Origin of the sequence: Brevibacillus sp. HB1.1 (assembly GCF_013332445.1) — a bacterium.
Lineage (GTDB): Bacteria > Bacillota > Bacilli > Brevibacillales > Brevibacillaceae > Brevibacillus > Brevibacillus porteri.
The window spans coordinates 1-17495 of the sequence record NZ_JABMIV010000003.1; the positions used below are offsets into that span (position 1 = coordinate 1).

Sequence of the window (17495 nt, forward strand, 5' to 3'; positions counted from 1 at the left end):
TTATTAAAGAATGGCGAAAAGTAATCATAAATGGCTCGGTAGCTCAGTCGGTAGAGCAGAGGACTGAAAATCCTCGTGTCGGCGGTTCGATTCCGTCCCGAGCCACCACTAATTTAATTCAACAGCGCCGGTATAGCTCAATTGGTAGAGCACCTGACTTGTAATCAGGGGGTTGTGGGTTCAAGTCCTATTGCCGGCACCACCATTGGGGTATAGCCAAGCGGTAAGGCAACGGACTTTGACTCCGTCATTCCTAGGTTCAAATCCTAGTACCCCAGCCATTTGCGAGCCATTAGCTCAGTTGGTAGAGCATCTGACTTTTAATCAGAGGGTCGAAGGTTCGAGTCCTTCATGGCTCACCAGTTTTTTTGCTGAATAAGCAAAGCTGCGTGATAGTAAGAGTAATGCCTTTTCTGTTCTAAGTAAAATGCGGGTGTGGCGGAATGGCAGACGCACCAGATTTAGGTTCTGGCGGGCAACCGTGGGGGTTCAAGTCCCTTCACCCGCACCATACTATAACAGAAAGCTTTGTCCTCAGTACAAACCACATAAGATGTAACATGCGGACGTAGCTCAATTGGTAGAGCGTCGCCTTGCCAAGGCGAAGGTCGAGGGTTCGAGACCCTTCGTCCGCTCCATTTATTTGTGCCCTTAGCTCAGCTGGATAGAGCGTTTGACTACGAATCAAAAGGTCGGGAGTTCGAATCTCTCAGGGCACGCCATATTTCATATGAAACCGAAGAGTAGGAATAGATCCTACTCTTTTTTTTATAATGACTTGTGTATTTTTGCAAATTTTAAGCAAATTTCCCTTGTATCTCCTATTTGCATCCATTACTTTAGAATTACGCTGAAAGCATGGAGGAACAGCTGTTACAAACCTGCGGAAGAATATCATGGAACAGGAGTTGTATCAACATGAACCCTATCAAATTGGAACAAGTAAACCCTGCAATAGCCAGTTTAATCGATAATATAGAAAAAGTATTGATTGGTAAACGCTCCGTGATTGAGCTGATGGTAGCCGCTATTCTAGCGAATGGTCACGTTTTGCTCGAAGATGTACCAGGCGTTGGGAAGACCATGATGGTACGGGCATTGTCCAGATCAATCAGCGGTGAGTTTAAACGTATTCAATTTACCCCAGATTTGTTGCCAACGGATGTGACAGGGGTTGCTATCTTTAATCAAAAAAGTCTGGAGTTTGAGTTCCGTCAAGGGCCGATTTTTGCGAATGTCATTCTTGCAGACGAAATCAACCGGACTTCGCCAAAAACACAATCTGCACTTTTGGAAGCAATGGAAGAGCGCTCAGTAACAATCGATGGTGCTACGTATCGATTGGCAGAGCCGTTTTTTGTGATGGCTACGCAAAACCCATTAGAGTATGAAGGGACCTTCCCATTACCTGAAGCTCAATTGGACCGATTTTTCATGCAATTAAGTTTGGGGTATCCAACGGTAGAGGAAGAAATGCGGATGCTGTCCAGATTCTCGGCAGCGAACCCATTGGAAGAGCTTCAGCCGGTTATGACCACAGCCGAGCTGGCGGAACTTCAACGCCAGGTGTCGACGATTAAGGTATCGGAAGGAATAAAAGAATACATCGTACGTCTATGTCATCGTACGCGTGAGCACCATCATATCTATCTAGGCGTGAGCCCGCGCGGTTCCCTTGCTCTTTTCCGGGCTGTTCAGGCGTTGGCCTTCGTTCGTGGACGTGACTATGTCATTCCAGATGACGTGAAGGAACTAGTTCCAGTTGTGTTTGCACACCGTATGATTGTGAAACCAGAAGCAAGACTGGAAGGAGCAACCGTAAATCGGGTGTTGGCTATGATCTTGTCTGAGACCCGTGTCCCGGTAAGCTAAGGCGGTGATTGCAGATGAGACAGCAAAGGTGGGGTAGGCTCAAGGCGATTGCATTAGTCCTGATCACGTATGCATTCGCAAAATTTCAAGGTGGCTTCTCAAGCTGGTTTCTTTTCTATAGTAGTTTGGTGTTTCTCCTGTATGAAATTGTGGCTTATGTACTCATGTTCACGAAGCTAGAAGTCGAGCGTGAACTAGATCGCAATCGTCTACAGGATGGGGAAGATGTCATTGTAACGATACGCCTGCGCCGGAGGATTTGGTTTCCGCTGGGATGGCATATGATTATGGAGCCATTGCCGGCGAGGCTGGCTGGCGTGTATGAACCGCATCGACAACTGATATTCCCATGGTTCAAAAGGGAAGTCGAGTTTCGGTATGTCATACCCAATGTACCGCGTGGATACTATCGTCTCGATGAATGTGTAGTGAGCGGCGGGGATTTTTTTGGATTTTTTGAGCGTCGGAAGGTTTATTCGATTTCTCAGGAGTTTCTCGTTTATCCAAAATACAAAGAATTGACCCATTGGGCCCTGGGTGACGGCAGCTTCAGTGGGACGGTGCATGTTTCCCATCGACGCTCTGACGACGTAGCAGCAGTACGCGGCGTAAGAGACTATCATCGGGGCGATCGGTTGAGCCAAATTCATTGGCGAGCTTCCGCACGGGGGATGGGTCTGAAGACGAAAGAGTTTGAGCATCAGGCGATGAATCAGGCTGTCTTTTTCCTTGATGTGGAGAAGGCGAGCTACCAAGGGAAGCCTGTGCACTTGTTCGAAACAGCAGTGAAGCTAGCTGCGAGTCTGATCGCTTACGCCAATCGGAATCAATACCATTATGGGCTCGTGTACAAGCAAGCAGAACGTATATCGATACCACCAGGACTGTCCCATGCTCATTTCCTCAGAGTTTTTGATCAATTAGCTCGTGTCGCACCAGAAGGACAAGAGTTATTTGCAAGAATTGTGGGAAGAGAATCATTGGAGCAGCCTCAAGGTGTCACTTTGATTATTATTACACCGCATGTAGAAAAAACGCTGATCAGTCGTTTGGTCACACTGGCTCAAAAAGGTAGACGGGTGCAGTTGTTTCTCATGCAGAACGAGTCAACGATTTCGCATGAACAAAAGCAAGCGTTGCAGCTGCTTGGCGCAAACAAAGTAACATGTACGTCTATTCACATGGATGATCAAGAGTGGAAACGGATTGGAGGTGCATAGACTCATGAGCGTTTGGAAGCGTCCAACGATTTGGGAATGGGTCTTGGCCCTTTTTCTGTTCCTGATGTTAAGAGAGTGGCTTCTTCCTCTACAGACATTAACTGATACGGGCATTCTATGGCCGTTTTATGCGATTGTGGCTGGAGTCATTATCATTGACCTGTTGATCCCTTATCGGTGGCTAACCTTGCCGATCAAGGCTCTGGGGCTAGTGGTGCTTTTGCATGCTACTTTATTTGACAAACCGTTTTTTGACACGGAATGGATTGGCGAATTGTACGGGCAGATGATTCACGATCTTCCGTTAGCGTTTCAACAGGATTGGGCCAGCATGTCGATCTTGTCGCGGAATACGATGTTTGATCTCGTTTTGGTGTTGTTAGCGACAATGTTAACGTATCTTGTGCTGGAACAACGGCAAGGCTTATGGTTTGTCTTTTTGACGGAACTGTATTTGGCTGTGTTGGATACGTTTCTCCCGTATGATGCCAGTGCAGGGGTTGTACGGACGCTGATCATTGGTTTCCTGATGCTGGCCATTAGCCATCTGATGAAGATGACGAACATGGCAACACTGGCAGGGAAGAGAAGCCGAATCATGCTCAACTCACTGCTGGCTTCGGTGATGGTCATTATGGTCTGTATAGGCATCGGTTATGCTGCACCGAAGTCAGGACCGTCATGGCCTGATCCGATCGCCTTTTTAACAGGGAAAGGAAACGATACCCCTGTTGGTGTGATGAAAAAAGTAGGATACGACAACAACGACGAACGGTTGGGCGGTCCTTTCATGCAAGATAACACATTAGTGTTTATTGCAAAGACGAACGAGCGCAGCTATTGGCGCGGTGACTCGAAGGACGTGTATACGGGAGTTGGTTGGGAAAAAGGCGATAGAGAGTACGAGTCAATCCTGGACCCGCAAACCTATACATGGGAGAATACGTTGTTTCAAGGGCTTGAAACGAAGAAGGTACAAGCAACATTAGAATTTAAAGGCCCGCAGCAATTCCCGACTGTCTTTTATCAAGGTCAGCTGAAAAAGGTGAGCAACTACGCTCCACCAGAGGCAACCGTTGTTTATGACAAAATGAATCAGCAGCTCGAAGTACGGGCAGGAAAAATCAACTTGGTTCAGCTGAGTGAGAAAAACGGTCGGCCAGAGTACGGCCCCAATCCGCTTTTGCTCAAACTGAATCAATACAAGGTCGAGACAGAAGTACCGATTGTCAGTGAAAAGGCCGTGACGAATGCGGGGACGAACTATCCGGATGATATCAAAGAGCGCTATTTGCAAGTGCCAGCCTCGGTGCCTCCGCGAGTAAGAGAGCTTGCTGCAACGATTACGAAGGATGCCAAAACTCCTTATGACAAAGTGAGAGCGATCGAGAATTACTTGCGCTCAAGTGGAAAATATAAGTATGAAACGAAAGACGTTCCAGTCGCTGCAGAAGGTCAGGATTTTGTCGATCACTTCTTGTTTGACAGCCTTCGAGGGTACTGTGACCATTTCTCCACTTCGATGGCGGTTATGCTTCGTACCTTGGATATCCCAACACGTTGGGTCAAGGGCTTTGCTCCAGGTGAACGAGTGGGAACGGATGCGTTTAACTACGAGACTGTAGAAGTGCGCAACAAGGATGCTCACTCGTGGGTAGAGGTATACTTCCCGGAGGTTGGTTGGGTTCCTTTTGAAGCGACGAGTTCATTCATGTCACCTGTTCGTTTTAATTATGATCTGGTCACCTCACAGCCGCAGATCCCCGTTCCATTGCCAAACATGGAGAATCAAACGAATATTAATCGTGGGGATGGACGTTTCAATGAGCTGGAAGAGGGCGACAGACCAGCAGGCAGCTGGATTAAGATTCCATGGCAAGTAAATGCGGGATTGGCTGTAGCCGCTATCGTAGCAGGAATTATCGCGTGGCGCCGCAGACAAGACATCCAGCTATGGTGGATGCGCAGGCAACTGAATCAAGAGCGAAGCAGTGAGTTCCCAGATCGGTACCATCTGCTGATGCGAATGATGGAGCGAGTCTACACGCGCAGACAGCCAGGAGAAACATTGCGGGAGTATGTGGGCAGGATGACCCTGCCGGCAGACAAGCGACAAGACCTGCGCTATTTGACGGAGCTGTACGAACGTACCGTGTATGGCTACAAACAAATGGAACAAAAGGCGAGAACAACAGCAGAGCAAATACTCGAACGGTTAATCCGTCAATTGAAGCCTTGAACAATGCCGTTCCATCTGCTAGAATGACGATCAATGAGACTCGTATAATGATCAGGAATAGGGCCTGAAAGTTTCTACCGCTAGACCGTAAATTTGGCGACTACGAGGAGAGCACATCGGATTTTTGTACATGCAAACCGCACATGTGTACACAAGCTGGGACGTTGCCTCCGTATTGTTTATCGGAGATGGCAGTCCCGGCTTTTTTGCAAATATGCGACAACTTCGCATGGCATGCCGACACTTGCACGTCCTGTATGTTACAGGAGAAGGGGGATATGATGGACAAGTCAATGGAAATGGTCGTCGTACTCGATTTCGGAGGCCAGTACAATCAGTTGATCGCGCGCCGTGTACGCGATCTGGGTGTTTATAGTGAACTGATACCGTTCAATACACCTGTTGAAAAGATTAAAGAGATGAATCCAAAAGGGATTATTTTCTCTGGCGGACCTGCTAGCGTGTACGAAGAGGGAGCACCAACTGTAGACCCTGCGATTTTTGATCTGGGCTTGCCTGTATTGGGTATTTGCTACGGTATGCAGTTGATGAGCCATTTGACGGGCGGAAAAGTAGAACGCGCGGGTAAACGCGAGTACGGAAAAGCTGAATTGCGGATGCAGCAAAAACACAGCTTGTACGACAAATGGGATACGAACGAAATCGTGTGGATGAGCCACTCTGACAAAGTAGTGGAGCTCCCAACCGGATTTGTTATTGATGCGGTAAGCGACAGCTGCCCGGTAGCTGCGATCAGCAACCCTGAGCGCCAGCTGTACGGCGTACAGTTCCATCCAGAAGTAGTTCATACCCAAAAAGGTACTGAGTTCATCGGAAACTTCCTGTTCAACATTTGTGGATGTGAAGCGAATTGGAGCATGACGACGTTCATCGAGGACGAGCTGGTTCGCATTCGTGAAACAGTTGGCAATAAGCAAGTACTGTGTGCGTTGAGCGGCGGTGTGGATTCTTCCGTAGTAGCAGCGCTGATTCACAAAGCGATTGGCGATCAATTGACGTGCATGTTCGTTGACCACGGTCTTCTGCGTCAAGGGGAAGCAGAAGGCGTAATGGAAACATTCGCTGAGAAATTCTCCATGAAAGTGCTCAAGATCGATGCGCGCGAGCGTTTCATGAGCAAGCTCAAAGGTGTATCTGACCCAGAGCAAAAGCGCAAAATCATCGGTAACGAGTTCATTTATGTATTCGATGAAGAAGCAGCCAAGCTGACAGATATGGACTTCTTGGCACAGGGTACGCTGTACACCGATATCGTGGAGAGTGGAACAGCAACTGCGCAAACGATCAAATCGCACCACAACGTAGGCGGTTTGCCAGAAGACATGAAGTTCACGTTGATTGAACCATTGAAAACCTTGTTCAAAGACGAAGTACGCAAACTGGGTAAAGAGCTGGGCTTGCCAGATGAGATTGTTTGGCGTCAGCCATTCCCAGGACCAGGCCTCGGCATTCGTGTTTTGGGTGAAGTTACGGAAGAAAAACTGAAGATCGTTCGTGAATCCGATGCGATCTTGCGTGAGGAGATTGCCAAGGCAGGTCTCGATCGGGAAATCTGGCAGTACTTCACGGCTTTGCCAAACATGACGACCGTAGGTGTAATGGGAGATGTTCGTACGTATTCTTACACAGTAGGGATTCGTGCGGTAACGTCCATTGATGGTATGACTGCTGACTGGGCACGCATTCCGTGGGATGTATTGGAGAAAATCTCTGTGCGTATCGTGAATGAAGTAGACAATGTTAACCGCATTGTGTATGATGTAACGTCCAAACCACCAGCAACAATTGAGTGGGAATAGGAACAAAAAATTACTCTCTTTTATTTGCGTGATTTGCGAATAAAAGAGAGTTTTTTTTATGACCAAGAATTATCTCGTTCCATACATCATGAGAAGCTTCCCATTTTCTTTGGCTAGAGCAATATAAATGACCCCGCCTAGCCATCCCGGCGGAAGAGTTCCTTCGATAATCCAAGCTTCTGCAATCGGGTTATAGCTGATAGCGAAGGGAGCTTCCTCTAAAAACGGAGAATAGTGCTCCGCTAAATAGGAGAAGATTGCAGTGGCAACGGCGTGTTCATCTATAAGCTCACCAAAAGCAATTTCATCTCCAAACCGATCTTGCTGGAGAAGAGTGTCGCGATCAGCGAAATAGAGTTCAAACCTCCCATATAAATTCTCATCATACAAATCACGTTCTACAAAGCCATATTCGATGACCTTTTCCTTTTGATGAATGTTGCGTTTGCTCTTTTTCTTATCGTCGACCCGTATGATTATTCGATTGACTCGAAGCCGATCACGTTCTCGCTCCTGCTCCGCTATTATTTGCTCCCAAGCATCCATATAGCTCATTTTGGACCACCCTAAAAGAGATTGTTGAGATCTGGAAGAATCTATGCAAGTATAACACAGGCCGTATTAGAAAATATCCGGATATTAAACTCTTTCCAAAAATGAATGTTCGTATTTTCGTTGACATTCCCTATGTCACCTGATAAACTTCTCAATGTGAGCAGGTAATATAGGAAGGTTCGTATATTCTTGAGAATATGGCTCGAGAGTTTCTACATGGTCGCCGTTAACGACCTGGCTACGAACAAAATGTCATCGGGATCTGATTTTGTAATTATATTTGGAATTATTCCCGGAGTGTTTTGTTTGAAGGCCAGGCGCATGATAAGAGCGTCCGGGCCTTTTTTTGTGAAAAACGTCTCAACGTTTTTCATTACGGTCGGCAAAAAACAGTCTATCTGTTTTTTGCAACAAGATTAGTATGGGGGGACTTATAGGTGCGGAAGTATTTTGAGTTTGACAAGCTAGGCACCAATTACCGTCGCGAAATTATCGCGGGTATCACTACTTTTTTGGCAATGGCTTATATCTTGGCTGTCAATCCGTTCATTCTCAGTGGTGCTGATCTACCGCCAGATTTAAAAGCGAACTACCCTGAATTTGGCGCTGTCTTTACCGCAACGGCTTTGGCTGCTGCTCTCGGTACACTGCTAATGGGTATTCTCGGACGTTTGCCGATTGGTCAAGCTCCGGGTATGGGATTGAACGCATTTTTCACTTATACAGTCGTTCTGACGATGCAAATTCCTTGGCAACAGGCTTTGGCTGGCGTATTCCTTTCTTGTACGATCTTTTTGATTCTGTCCCTGACAGGTGTTCGTGAAGCGATCATCAAGGCGATTCCACAAAGCTTGAAATACGCAGTTTCGGCAGGGATTGGACTTTTTATTGCCTTTATCGGTTTGAAAAACGCGGGTATCATCGTAGCAAATGATGCCACCTTCGTAGCATTAGGACATCTGACCTTCTATCACGAGGGCATGAAGCCGGAAGAAATTTTGGCAGCGAAAAATGCATTGCTCGCTGTGTTTGGTTTGATCGTGACGGTCATTCTGCTTTCTCGCAAAATCAATGCGGGTATCTTTATCGGAATGTTGATTACAGCGATTACCGGGATGTTCTTCGGACTGGTGAATCTGCCTGAGCAAATCGTTTCTGCACCACCGAGCCTTGCTCCTACATTCGGTGCTGCATTCCAATATCTCGGTGATCCATCTGCATTGTTCACCATGAATATGCTGATTGTTGTTTTGACTTTCTTGTTTGTAGACTTTTTCGATGCGACGGGTACGCTCTTGGGTGTAGCGAACCAAGCTGGATTGCTTCGCGAAGACGGCAATTTGCCACGTCCAGGAAAAGCACTCGCTTCCGATGCGATTGCAGGTATGGCAGGTGCGGTACTTGGTACATCTACCACTACAGCTTATGTTGAGTCGACAGCAGGGGTAGCGGCAGGCGGACGCTCCGGATTTACCGCAGTTGTCACAGGGAGTATGTTCCTTCTGGCGTTGTTCTTCTCGCCGATTCTCGCAATTGTGACACCAGCGGTTACGGCACCAGCGCTCATTATCGTCGGTGTTCTGATGGCTTCTCATATTGCAAAAGTGGCTTGGGATGACCTGGATGAAGCGTTCCCTGCATTCCTGACGATTTTGTTGATGCCATTGACTTACAGTATTGCAACAGGTATTGCGACGGGCTTCATCGTTTATCCGGTGATGAAGGTAATGAAGGGCAAGGCTCGCGAAGTGCATCCGGCGATGTATGTGCTGTTCTTCGTCTTCCTGGCGTACTTCATCTGGTTGCGCGAATAGAATTTTTTGGGAATGGGGCTCTTCGTCTACTGGACGGGGAGCTTTTTTTGCGCTATGATAGGAAAAATCTTTTTTTGGAAGGATGGACCGATCAAAATGACAGGTCTCACTATGTTCCTTCAACAGCATCACCACACGTAGAGCGTTTGTATCTTCGGAAATTTTTCCGCAGGTGCAAGCGCTTCTTGTGCTTCGTGCCTGCGGTGGTGTATTTAGGAAGCCATGCGGGCAGGAAATTGCCTTGCATGGCTTTTTTGGTTTTCTTTATCTGAAAAAAGAAAGGGTGTTCCTCATGGAAAACGAAGTATTAAAAACGGTAAAAGGCACAAAAGATTTCATGCCGCAGGAGCAAATGCAACGAAACTGGATACGAAGGACACTCGAAGCCGTATTCGAGACATACGGCTGCAAACCGTTGGAGACGCCTATGCTACAGCACTACGAATTGCTGGCATCCAAGTACGGTGGCGGGGATGAAATCTTGAAGGAAGTGTATCGCTTGAACGACCAAGGAGATAGAGAGCTTGGGCTACGCTATGATTTGACCGTACCATTGACGAAGGTAGTGGGTATGAATCCTGAGATGCGGATGCCGTTCAAGCGGTATGAGATCGGAAAAGTATTTCGGGACGGTCCAGTGAAAACCGGGCGTTTGCGCGAATTTATTCAATGCGATGTCGATATCGTGGGAACGACATCGGTGCTGGCTGAAGCAGAATTGCTCAGTATGGCGTTTGAGGCATTCAAGCGGCTGGGGCTCGACGTGTACATTGAGGTCAACAACCGCAAGCTATTGTCTGGGGTGCTTCAGGAGTTGGGAGTCCCCGCTCTGCGGGCCGGGGATGTCATGCTGTCGCTGGATAAGCTCGAGAAGATCGGCGTGGATGGAGTGCGTGATGACTTGCGGGAGCGAAACGTCGAAGAGCCACTCGTTTTGGCGATTACGTCTTTCCTGCAAGAAGGTGTGATTACCCTGGATCTGTTGGCAGAGCGCTTTGTGTCCCCACTTGTTCAGGAAGGGATTCGGGAGCTGCGCGATATGCTTGCCTATGTAAAAGGAGCGGGTGTGGGTGGAGAGCTTCGGTTCTCTCCATTTTTGGCGAGGGGCTTAGGGATCTACACGGGAATTGTGTATGAGATTTTTTTGCAGGATGGAAGTCTTACGTCCAGTATCGGCAGTGGGGGACGTTACGATCAGATCATCGGTCGGCTTTTGGATGATGGACGAGAGTACCCCGCTGTAGGGATATCGTTCGGATTGGATGTCATTCTTGCAGCCTTGGCAAATCGCAACACGGGAGAGCAGAAGGCTGCCGATGTACTCGTCATTCCCCTCGGGACCGAAGCATCCAGTCTTGGTCTGGCCAATCGATTGCGAGAGGGCGGAATCAGAGTCGAGCTAGAGCTGACAGGTAGAAGACTGAAAAAAGCACTCGATTATGCAAACAAAGAAGGCGTTGCTTTTGCCTTGATCTATGGGGAAAACGAAGTGAACAGTGGGCAGGTCGTCGTCCGAGATATGCGAGAGGGAACGGAACAGCGGGTTCCTTTGGAGTTGGTTGAAAAGTGGCTGTCCGACAAGCTGTCAGGGTAAAGAGGAAAGATAGTCTTTTTCTTCCATTTTTTGTACAGTAGAGAAAAGGGGGAGATGGCGTGAAGAAATGGGTCTCAATGGTCGGTTGTAGCTTATTGTTTTTGACGTGGATGTTGCCTGTAAATGCTGAGGAGGGTACTGCGCTTAAGCGAAAACCACTCTATCAGGCTGATGTGCGAATTGATCCAATCAAGAAAGAAGTAGCAGGAACCGTAACAATTACCTTTTGGCCAAAAGACCCTACTCGTGCCTATCTCCATCTTTACCCGAACGTATTTACAGAAGAGCATCAAGGCATGCTATGGGAGGAACTTTTAGGCAATGGCCCAACGCTTGGCTCATATACTAATAAAAAGCTCTTGGTTGATGGAGTAGCGGTTGTCGGCAAACAGATAAAAGACCTGAACATCCTGGAAGTGCCTCTAGAAGGACAGGCGGGACTACGAAAGATTGTGATGGAGTTCGAGATGACTCTTCCGCGAAACGACGGCAGGATGTCGTACGATGACCAATCCATCTGGCTGGGGAACTGGCTCCCAGTTCTTGCTGTGTACGACAAGGAAGGGTGGCATCTCGATCCATACGAGCCTGTTGGTGATCCATTTTACAGTGAGAACGCAGATTATGAGGTGAACGTGACGCTGCCAAAAGACTATCAACTGGCGAGCACAGCGTCAGACAGGGCTGCGAAGCAGCTTTCTACTCGTGAGGGAGAAAAGACGATACAGCTGGGTGCAGAAAATGTGAGGGATTTTGCCCTAGTCGTCATGGATGACTCCTATCAGCAAACGGAAACAAAAGTGGGCGAGACAGTCGTCCGAACATGGTGGCGGAAAACAGATGATTCGGCAACTGCTGAGCAGATTCATGAAGCAGCTGCGAAGTCTCTCGCCTATTTTCATCATCAATTAGGTGCCTATCCATATACCGAATATGATGTGGTAAGGACTGGTGGCGCGATTAATGGGATGGAGTACCCAGCATTGGTCTTTCTCGACGGACGTCATTTCTTTGCTGGGGAAGAAACAGGTATCGTCACGGTTGTCCATGAGACGGCACACCAGTGGTTTTACGGCTTGCTCGGAAATAATCAGGTAAAGGAAGCATGGCTGGATGAGGGATTCACGGAGTACGTGACGCTCTCGTATTTATCTCAGCAAGACCCGCTGTTGGGAGCAGAACGGGTGCGCAGACGGCTGGAGCAGGGCACCTCTGTTCAGTATTACGTGGCAGAGGAACTGCGTCCTTGGCAAGCACTGTCTGCATTTCCTGATAATCAGAGCTATAGCGATCTTGTCTATTCCCGTCCGTCCTCGATGCTGTGGCTATTGCAGGGAGCGTGGGGGGAAGAAAGGGTACATGACGTTTTGAAACAGTATGTCGAGAAGTACCGTTATCAGGTTATGACCGGAAAGGAATGGGGAGCTTTTCTATCTGAGATGGCAGGAGAAGATGCAAGCGCCTTCTTGGATTATTGGTTGAAGGTAGACATGTCCCAGCAGGAACAGGCAGCAGCTTGGCTGGAGCGCCAACGTCTCAAGCATCAGAAGAAGTAATCGAAGGCAGGGGATCACGATGTGGCGGAAGCATTGGGTGGTCATCATGGCAGTAGGAGTCGTTTTGACTGTATTCTTGACCGTCCGTCCTTGGATAGGGAAGGCAGGCTTAGATGCTCATGAGATTGTGCCGATTGATCACAGGCAGGCTGCAGTTACTTACAAGGCCGACGTACAAATCGATATGAACAAGCACGTGGTGAAAGGCATGCTGACGGCTCGTTTTGTCCCAAAAGATGACCAAGCTTTTTTTCATCTATATCCCAATGCTTTTTCTGCAAATGCTGCTCTCAGTGGTGAAAACTGGGAGGTTGTGCTGGGTAAACAGCGTGAGCCTGGTGGTATCAAGATAAGCGACGTACGGGTAAACGGAAAAAGTGTCGGCGTACAGTATGCAGGAAAGACCAATACGCTTTTACAAGTGCCCCTTCCTGCAAGAGCAACGTCTGCTGAGACGGTGGTGGATATGAGTTTTCAGCTCGAGGTTCCTTATAACAATGGGCGAATGTCTTACCATGATCATGCGATGTGGCTGGGCAATTGGCTGCCGATTCTGGCGGTCAAGGACGCAGGAGGCTGGCGGCTCGATCCTTATTCCGCGATTGGCGATCCTTTTTACTCGGATATGGCGAATTATCATTTGCGTGTGCAGTTATTAGAGGGGTACCAGCTTGCTACGAGTGGATTAGAGAGCGTGGCTGTCATCACTGAGACGAGACCGCAACGGCTAAAAATCTATGAGGTGGACGCATGGAACGTTCGGGATTTTGCCCTTGTCGTCATGGACGATACGTACCAGCCCATATCTGGTAAGGTCGGGGAAACTATCGTACGTACGTGGGTGCAGAAAAGTGATGACTCGCAAAATGTTGAACGAATACATGAAACTGCTAAGGAGTCACTCGACTATTACGGAAAACAGTTCGGGTTGTATCCGTATAAGGAATACGATGTTGTCAAAACAGGCGGCTTCTTTGGTGGAATGGAATACCCGAGCCTCGTCTTTATTGCCCAAGAGTATTTTGACCGTAGCGATGCCATGGGGGAAGCGGTCGTAGCGCACGAAACGGCACATCAGTGGTTTTATGGGTTGGTCGGAAACGACGAGGTGCGAGAGGCTTGGCTGGATGAGGGACTGACGGATTATGCGACGATGGTATTTTTGCAGCAAAAGTTCCCCGCACGTTCACAAGCGTATATTCAGATGCGACTAGGCCAAGCACGTGCAGCGGAAGGATATGTGAACCAAGGAGTCACTGCGAAGTCATCCGTGGAAGCTTTTCCAGACTGGAGGAGCTACAATGACCTCGTTTACGGGCGAGCGGGTGCCATGTGGTGGAACTTGAAAGAAGAATGGGGAGTCGAACGACTGCATCAGGTGTTGCGCCAATATGTACGAGACCATCAATACAAACAGGCAAATGGGGAGCAAATCACAGCGCTATTGACTGCAGCTGCCGGGGCGGATGCCAGTCCCTATTTGGATTATTGGCTTCGGGTTGAGTTAGAGAAAGCCGAAGCGGCAAACAAATGGGTAGAAAAAGGCAAACACGAATAATTTTCGATCTTTCATTTTTAAATGTTCGGAAACGAGGTTGACAGGCAAACTTTCTCCCTGCTACACTGAATATGTTGAGTGAAAACGAGTTCGAATAGCCCAGGCGATGAGAGCGGCGCGAAAAGCCGTTAGTCGGTTGGGTTTTCTTCTGATGTTACAAAACGTAGGGGGCGAATGGTTCATGCTACAGCCTTTGGTAGGAGTCATTATGGGCAGTACGTCAGACTGGGAAACAATGAAGGAAGCTTGCGCAATTTTAGACGAATTGCAGGTGCCGTATGAAAAGAAGGTCGTGTCTGCACACAGAACGCCAGACTTGATGTTTACGTATGCCGAGACCGCTAAAAGCCGCGGCTTGGAAGTCATTATTGCGGGTGCGGGCGGTGCAGCCCATTTGCCAGGAATGGTGGCTGCTAAGACAGAATTACCAGTCATTGGTGTCCCGGTGAAATCATCCAACTTGAATGGTCTCGACTCGCTTTTGTCGATTGTGCAAATGCCAGGGGGCGTACCTGTGGCGACGGTTGCTATCGGAAAAGCTGGAGCCATCAATGCAGGGTTATTGGCTGCGCAAATTTTGGGGATCAAATATCCAGACGTACAAGAGCGGTTCGTGCAAAGACGTGATGATGTACGCAATAAGGTGCTGGAGGCTAGTGAACTCGAATGACGACCAAAGACCGTAAGCAAATCAAACCAGGATCGACCCTAGGAATACTCGGCGGAGGACAGCTTGGACGGATGATTGCTCTTGCGGGACGAGCTATGGGCTACCGCTTTGTCACAATGGACCCGACAGCAGACGCACCATGCGGCCAAACGGCTGATCGACAAATTGTTGCCAGCTACGATGATGTAGAAGCAGCGATGCAGCTTGCCTCGGTCAGTGATGTCATTTCTTATGAATTTGAAAATGTCGATGCGCAGGTGGCTGAAGTGTTGGAGAGCCGCGCTTATGTGCCACAGGGCAGCCGTCTTTTGCGCATCACCCAAAACCGGATTCGGGAAAAGACCGCCATTCGCGAGATTGGCATTCCTGTTGCTCCGTTTTGTGTTGTGAATAGCTTGGAGGATTTGCAGAACGCCGTGCGTGAACTGGGATTGCCTGCTGTAATGAAGACCGCAACCGGTGGCTATGACGGCAAAGGGCAATGGGTATTGAGAAGCGAGGCTGAACTGGCGGAGGCGTATGAAACGTTGTCCAAAGCAGGTACAGAGCTGATCGTGGAACAATTTGTACCATTCCAAATGGAGCTGTCTGTTATTGCTGCACGCAATCCTGCGGGAGAACTGGCTGTTTTTCCTGTGTCAGAAAATATTCATCAGGAAAATATCCTACACCTGAGCATTGTTCCAGCTCGTATTTCGGCTGAAGTAGCAGCCCGCGCGGAAGAAATTGCCCGCACGATTGTAGAAAAGTTGGATGTTGTCGGCCTCATTGCTGTTGAGCTGTTTTTGACCGAAGATGGTCAGTTGTATGTCAATGAATTGGCGCCGCGACCGCATAACTCCGGGCATTTTACCATGGATGCTTGTGTCACCTCGCAGTTTGAGCAGCATGTTCGGGCGGTTTGCAATCTGCCTTTAGGATCTACAGAGTTGCTCTCGAGCGTCGTGATGGTTAATATTTTGGGAGAGCATCTACAGCCTGTCATCGATCAGATCGACAAGCTGCCGCGCACAGCCAAGCTCCATTTGTACGGAAAAGCAGAGAGCAAGGCCAAGCGAAAAATGGGGCATATCAATGTGCTCGCCCCTACTGTAGAAGAAGCGCTCACCCTGATTGATGAGCTGAAAATCTGGACGAATACATCGGAGGTATTATCATGATCGAACGTTATTCCCGACCGGAAATGCGCGCCATTTGGACGGAAGAAAACAAATTCAAAGCGTGGCTGGAAGTAGAAATTCTCGCGTGTGAAGCATGGTCCAAGCTGGGCGTCATTCCTGAGGAAGACGTGAAAAAGCTGTGGGATAAAGCTACTTTTGACATGAACAGAATCTATGAGATCGAAGAAGAGACACGCCATGATGTGGTGGCGTTTACCCGTGCGGTATCGGAAACCTTGGGCGAAGAAAAGAAGTGGGTGCATTACGGACTGACTTCTACAGATGTAGTGGATACTGCTCTGTCTTACCTGCTGCGTCAGGCGAACGAAATTTTGGAGAGTGATATCCAAGACTTCATCGAGATTTTGGCAGACAAAGCTCGTGAGCACAAGGATACGGTTTGCATGGGTAGAACGCATGGTGTACATGCGGAGCCTACGACTTTTGGTTTGAAGCTGGCCCTGTGGCATGAAGAAATGAAGCGCAACTTGGCACGTTTTCAGGCTGCGAAAAAAGAAGTGGCGTTCGGCAAAATCTCTGGTGCAGTTGGAACATACGCAAACATCGATCCGTTCGTGGAAGCGTATGTGTGCGAGAAGCTGGGGCTGTCGGCAGCGCCTATCTCGACTCAAACGTTGCAGCGTGATCGCCACGCCGAGTACATGGCAACATTGGCACTGATCGCAACCTCTTTGGAGAAATTCGCGACAGAAATTCGCGGTCTGCAAAAGAGCGAAATGCGCGAGGTGGAAGAAGCATTTGCCAAAGGTCAAAAAGGCTCTTCCGCCATGCCACACAAGCGCAACCCAATCGGCAGCGAAAATATTTGCGGACTGGCTCGTGTCATCCGCGGTCACATGCTCACTTCCTATGAAAATGTTTCCCTCTGGCATGAGCGGGATATTTCCCACTCCTCTGCGGAGCGCGTGATTTTGCCAGATGCGACGCAAGCGTTGAACTACATGTTGCGCCGTTTCATGAACATCGTGAAAAACTTGACGGTGTTCCCTGAGAACATGAAGCGCAATATGGATCGTACCTTTGGATTGATCTACTCGCAGCAAGTGATGCTCAAGCTGATCGAAAAAGGCATGAGCCGCGAGCAAGCTTATGACACGGTACAGCCTCGTGCGATGCAAGCGTGGGAAGAACAACGCTCCTTCCGTGCGATCGTCGAGGAGGATGCGACGGTCAGCTCCACACTGTCCAAGGAAGAGCTGGATGAGTGCTTTGACTATCGTTACCACCTGAAGCATGTGGATACGATCTTCCAACGTCTTGGTTTGATGTAAATACAAGTGCCCTCGAATTTTTTCGGGGGCGCTTTTTCTTTTTCATGTAACTGTTGTGGGGAAGAAGCGCAGCTGTTTGTAAATTCCTTGAAAGTGAATCAGTGTTATCTTCAATTGTCAATGAGCGGCCAAGCGGTTACTATTA

12 protein-coding genes, 7 tRNA genes and 2 riboswitches are annotated in these 17495 nt (G+C 48.5%); of the genes, 18 read left to right on the forward strand and 1 reads right to left on the reverse strand.

Annotated elements, in window-relative coordinates:
• Nucleotides 1–32 precede the first annotated feature (32 nt).
• From HPY27_RS09910 to guaA, 11 genes are all read left to right on the forward strand, one after another.
• Nucleotides 33–108, forward strand: a tRNA-Phe gene (locus tag HPY27_RS09910).
• Nucleotides 109–126: 18 nt separating this feature from the next.
• Nucleotides 127–202, forward strand: a tRNA-Thr gene (locus tag HPY27_RS09915).
• Nucleotides 203–206: 4 nt separating this feature from the next.
• Nucleotides 207–281: transfer RNA gene (locus HPY27_RS09920), tRNA-Gln, on the forward strand.
• 5 nt (nt 282–286) lie between these two features.
• Nucleotides 287–362, forward strand: a tRNA-Lys gene (locus HPY27_RS09925).
• Between the two features lie 67 nt (nt 363–429).
• Nucleotides 430–511 (forward strand) — tRNA-Leu (locus HPY27_RS09930).
• Nucleotides 512–562: 51 nt separating this feature from the next.
• Nucleotides 563–638, forward strand: a tRNA-Gly gene (locus tag HPY27_RS09935).
• 7 nt (nt 639–645) lie between these two features.
• Nucleotides 646–722, forward strand: a tRNA-Arg gene (locus HPY27_RS09940).
• 196 nt (nt 723–918) lie between these two features.
• The gene (locus HPY27_RS09945) at nt 919–1872 is read left to right on the forward strand and encodes an AAA family ATPase (RefSeq protein ID WP_174224895.1); all 954 of its coding nucleotides are present in this window, start codon (nt 919–921) and stop codon (nt 1870–1872) included.
• A gap of 14 nt (nt 1873–1886) precedes the next feature.
• Nucleotides 1887–3092 (forward strand): DUF58 domain-containing protein, encoded by a 1206-nt coding sequence (locus HPY27_RS09950; protein ID WP_174224896.1) that lies wholly within the window; start codon nt 1887–1889, stop codon nt 3090–3092.
• A gap of 4 nt (nt 3093–3096) precedes the next feature.
• Nucleotides 3097–5331 (forward strand): transglutaminase TgpA family protein, encoded by a 2235-nt coding sequence (locus tag HPY27_RS09955; protein WP_174224897.1) that lies wholly within the window; start codon nt 3097–3099, stop codon nt 5329–5331.
• Nucleotides 5332–5351: 20 nt separating this feature from the next.
• Nucleotides 5352–5454, forward strand: a riboswitch (purine riboswitch).
• A gap of 158 nt (nt 5455–5612) precedes the next feature.
• Nucleotides 5613–7151 (forward strand): glutamine-hydrolyzing GMP synthase, encoded by a 1539-nt coding sequence (gene guaA / locus HPY27_RS09960; RefSeq protein WP_026043170.1) that lies wholly within the window; start codon nt 5613–5615, stop codon nt 7149–7151.
• A 69-nt stretch (nt 7152–7220) separates the two neighbouring features.
• Here guaA and HPY27_RS09965 read toward each other — a convergent pair whose 3' ends face one another.
• Nucleotides 7221–7706 carry an NTF2 fold immunity protein gene (locus tag HPY27_RS09965; protein WP_174224898.1) on the reverse strand — a complete coding sequence of 162 codons (486 nt, stop codon included), beginning with the start codon at nt 7704–7706 and terminating at the stop codon, nt 7221–7223.
• A 159-nt stretch (nt 7707–7865) separates the two neighbouring features.
• A riboswitch (purine riboswitch) is annotated at nt 7866–7967 on the forward strand.
• Between the two features lie 176 nt (nt 7968–8143).
• Between HPY27_RS09965 and HPY27_RS09970 the strand changes: the two genes are divergently transcribed.
• From HPY27_RS09970 to purB, 7 genes are all read left to right on the forward strand, one after another.
• Complete coding sequence (locus tag HPY27_RS09970) at nt 8144–9520, forward strand: NCS2 family permease (protein WP_017249642.1); 1377 nt, start codon at nt 8144–8146, stop codon at nt 9518–9520.
• A 292-nt stretch (nt 9521–9812) separates the two neighbouring features.
• The gene (locus tag HPY27_RS09975; RefSeq protein ID WP_173622554.1) at nt 9813–11114 is read left to right on the forward strand and encodes a histidine--tRNA ligase; all 1302 of its coding nucleotides are present in this window, start codon (nt 9813–9815) and stop codon (nt 11112–11114) included.
• A gap of 59 nt (nt 11115–11173) precedes the next feature.
• Nucleotides 11174–12670, forward strand: a complete 1497-nt coding sequence (locus HPY27_RS09980; RefSeq protein ID WP_173622555.1) for a M1 family metallopeptidase — start codon at nt 11174–11176, stop codon at nt 12668–12670.
• A 19-nt stretch (nt 12671–12689) separates the two neighbouring features.
• Nucleotides 12690–14228 carry a M1 family metallopeptidase gene (locus HPY27_RS09985; protein ID WP_174224899.1) on the forward strand — a complete coding sequence of 513 codons (1539 nt, stop codon included), beginning with the start codon at nt 12690–12692 and terminating at the stop codon, nt 14226–14228.
• A gap of 181 nt (nt 14229–14409) precedes the next feature.
• The gene (purE, locus tag HPY27_RS09990) at nt 14410–14898 is read left to right on the forward strand and encodes a 5-(carboxyamino)imidazole ribonucleotide mutase (RefSeq protein ID WP_012684280.1); all 489 of its coding nucleotides are present in this window, start codon (nt 14410–14412) and stop codon (nt 14896–14898) included.
• Nucleotides 14895–16058, forward strand: a complete 1164-nt coding sequence (gene purK, locus HPY27_RS09995) for a 5-(carboxyamino)imidazole ribonucleotide synthase (protein WP_106652418.1) — start codon at nt 14895–14897, stop codon at nt 16056–16058. The genes purE and purK overlap by 4 nt, the downstream gene beginning before the upstream one ends.
• Nucleotides 16055–17350, forward strand: coding sequence for an adenylosuccinate lyase (gene purB, locus HPY27_RS10000; protein ID WP_017249647.1), 1296 nt, complete (start codon nt 16055–16057; stop codon nt 17348–17350). The genes purK and purB overlap by 4 nt, the downstream gene beginning before the upstream one ends.
• Nucleotides 17351–17495 lie beyond the last annotated feature (145 nt).

What these genes read in the sequence shown, in the direction of transcription:
- HPY27_RS09965 (WP_174224898.1), bottom strand. Translation starts at nt 7,706, where the DNA reads ATGAGCTATATGGATGCTTGGGAGCAAATAATAGCGGAGCAGGAGCGA.
- HPY27_RS09955 (WP_174224897.1), top strand. Translation starts at nt 3,097, where the DNA reads ATGAGCGTTTGGAAGCGTCCAACGATTTGGGAATGGGTCTTGGCCCTT.
- HPY27_RS09950 (WP_174224896.1), top strand. Translation starts at nt 1,887, where the DNA reads ATGAGACAGCAAAGGTGGGGTAGGCTCAAGGCGATTGCATTAGTCCTG.
- HPY27_RS09985 (WP_174224899.1), top strand. Translation starts at nt 12,690, where the DNA reads ATGTGGCGGAAGCATTGGGTGGTCATCATGGCAGTAGGAGTCGTTTTG.
- purB (WP_017249647.1), top strand. Translation starts at nt 16,055, where the DNA reads ATGATCGAACGTTATTCCCGACCGGAAATGCGCGCCATTTGGACGGAA.
- purE (WP_012684280.1), top strand. Translation starts at nt 14,410, where the DNA reads ATGCTACAGCCTTTGGTAGGAGTCATTATGGGCAGTACGTCAGACTGG.
- purK (WP_106652418.1), top strand. Translation starts at nt 14,895, where the DNA reads ATGACGACCAAAGACCGTAAGCAAATCAAACCAGGATCGACCCTAGGA.
- HPY27_RS09945 (WP_174224895.1), top strand. Translation starts at nt 919, where the DNA reads ATGAACCCTATCAAATTGGAACAAGTAAACCCTGCAATAGCCAGTTTA.
- guaA (WP_026043170.1), top strand. Translation starts at nt 5,613, where the DNA reads ATGGACAAGTCAATGGAAATGGTCGTCGTACTCGATTTCGGAGGCCAG.
- HPY27_RS09975 (WP_173622554.1), top strand. Translation starts at nt 9,813, where the DNA reads ATGGAAAACGAAGTATTAAAAACGGTAAAAGGCACAAAAGATTTCATG.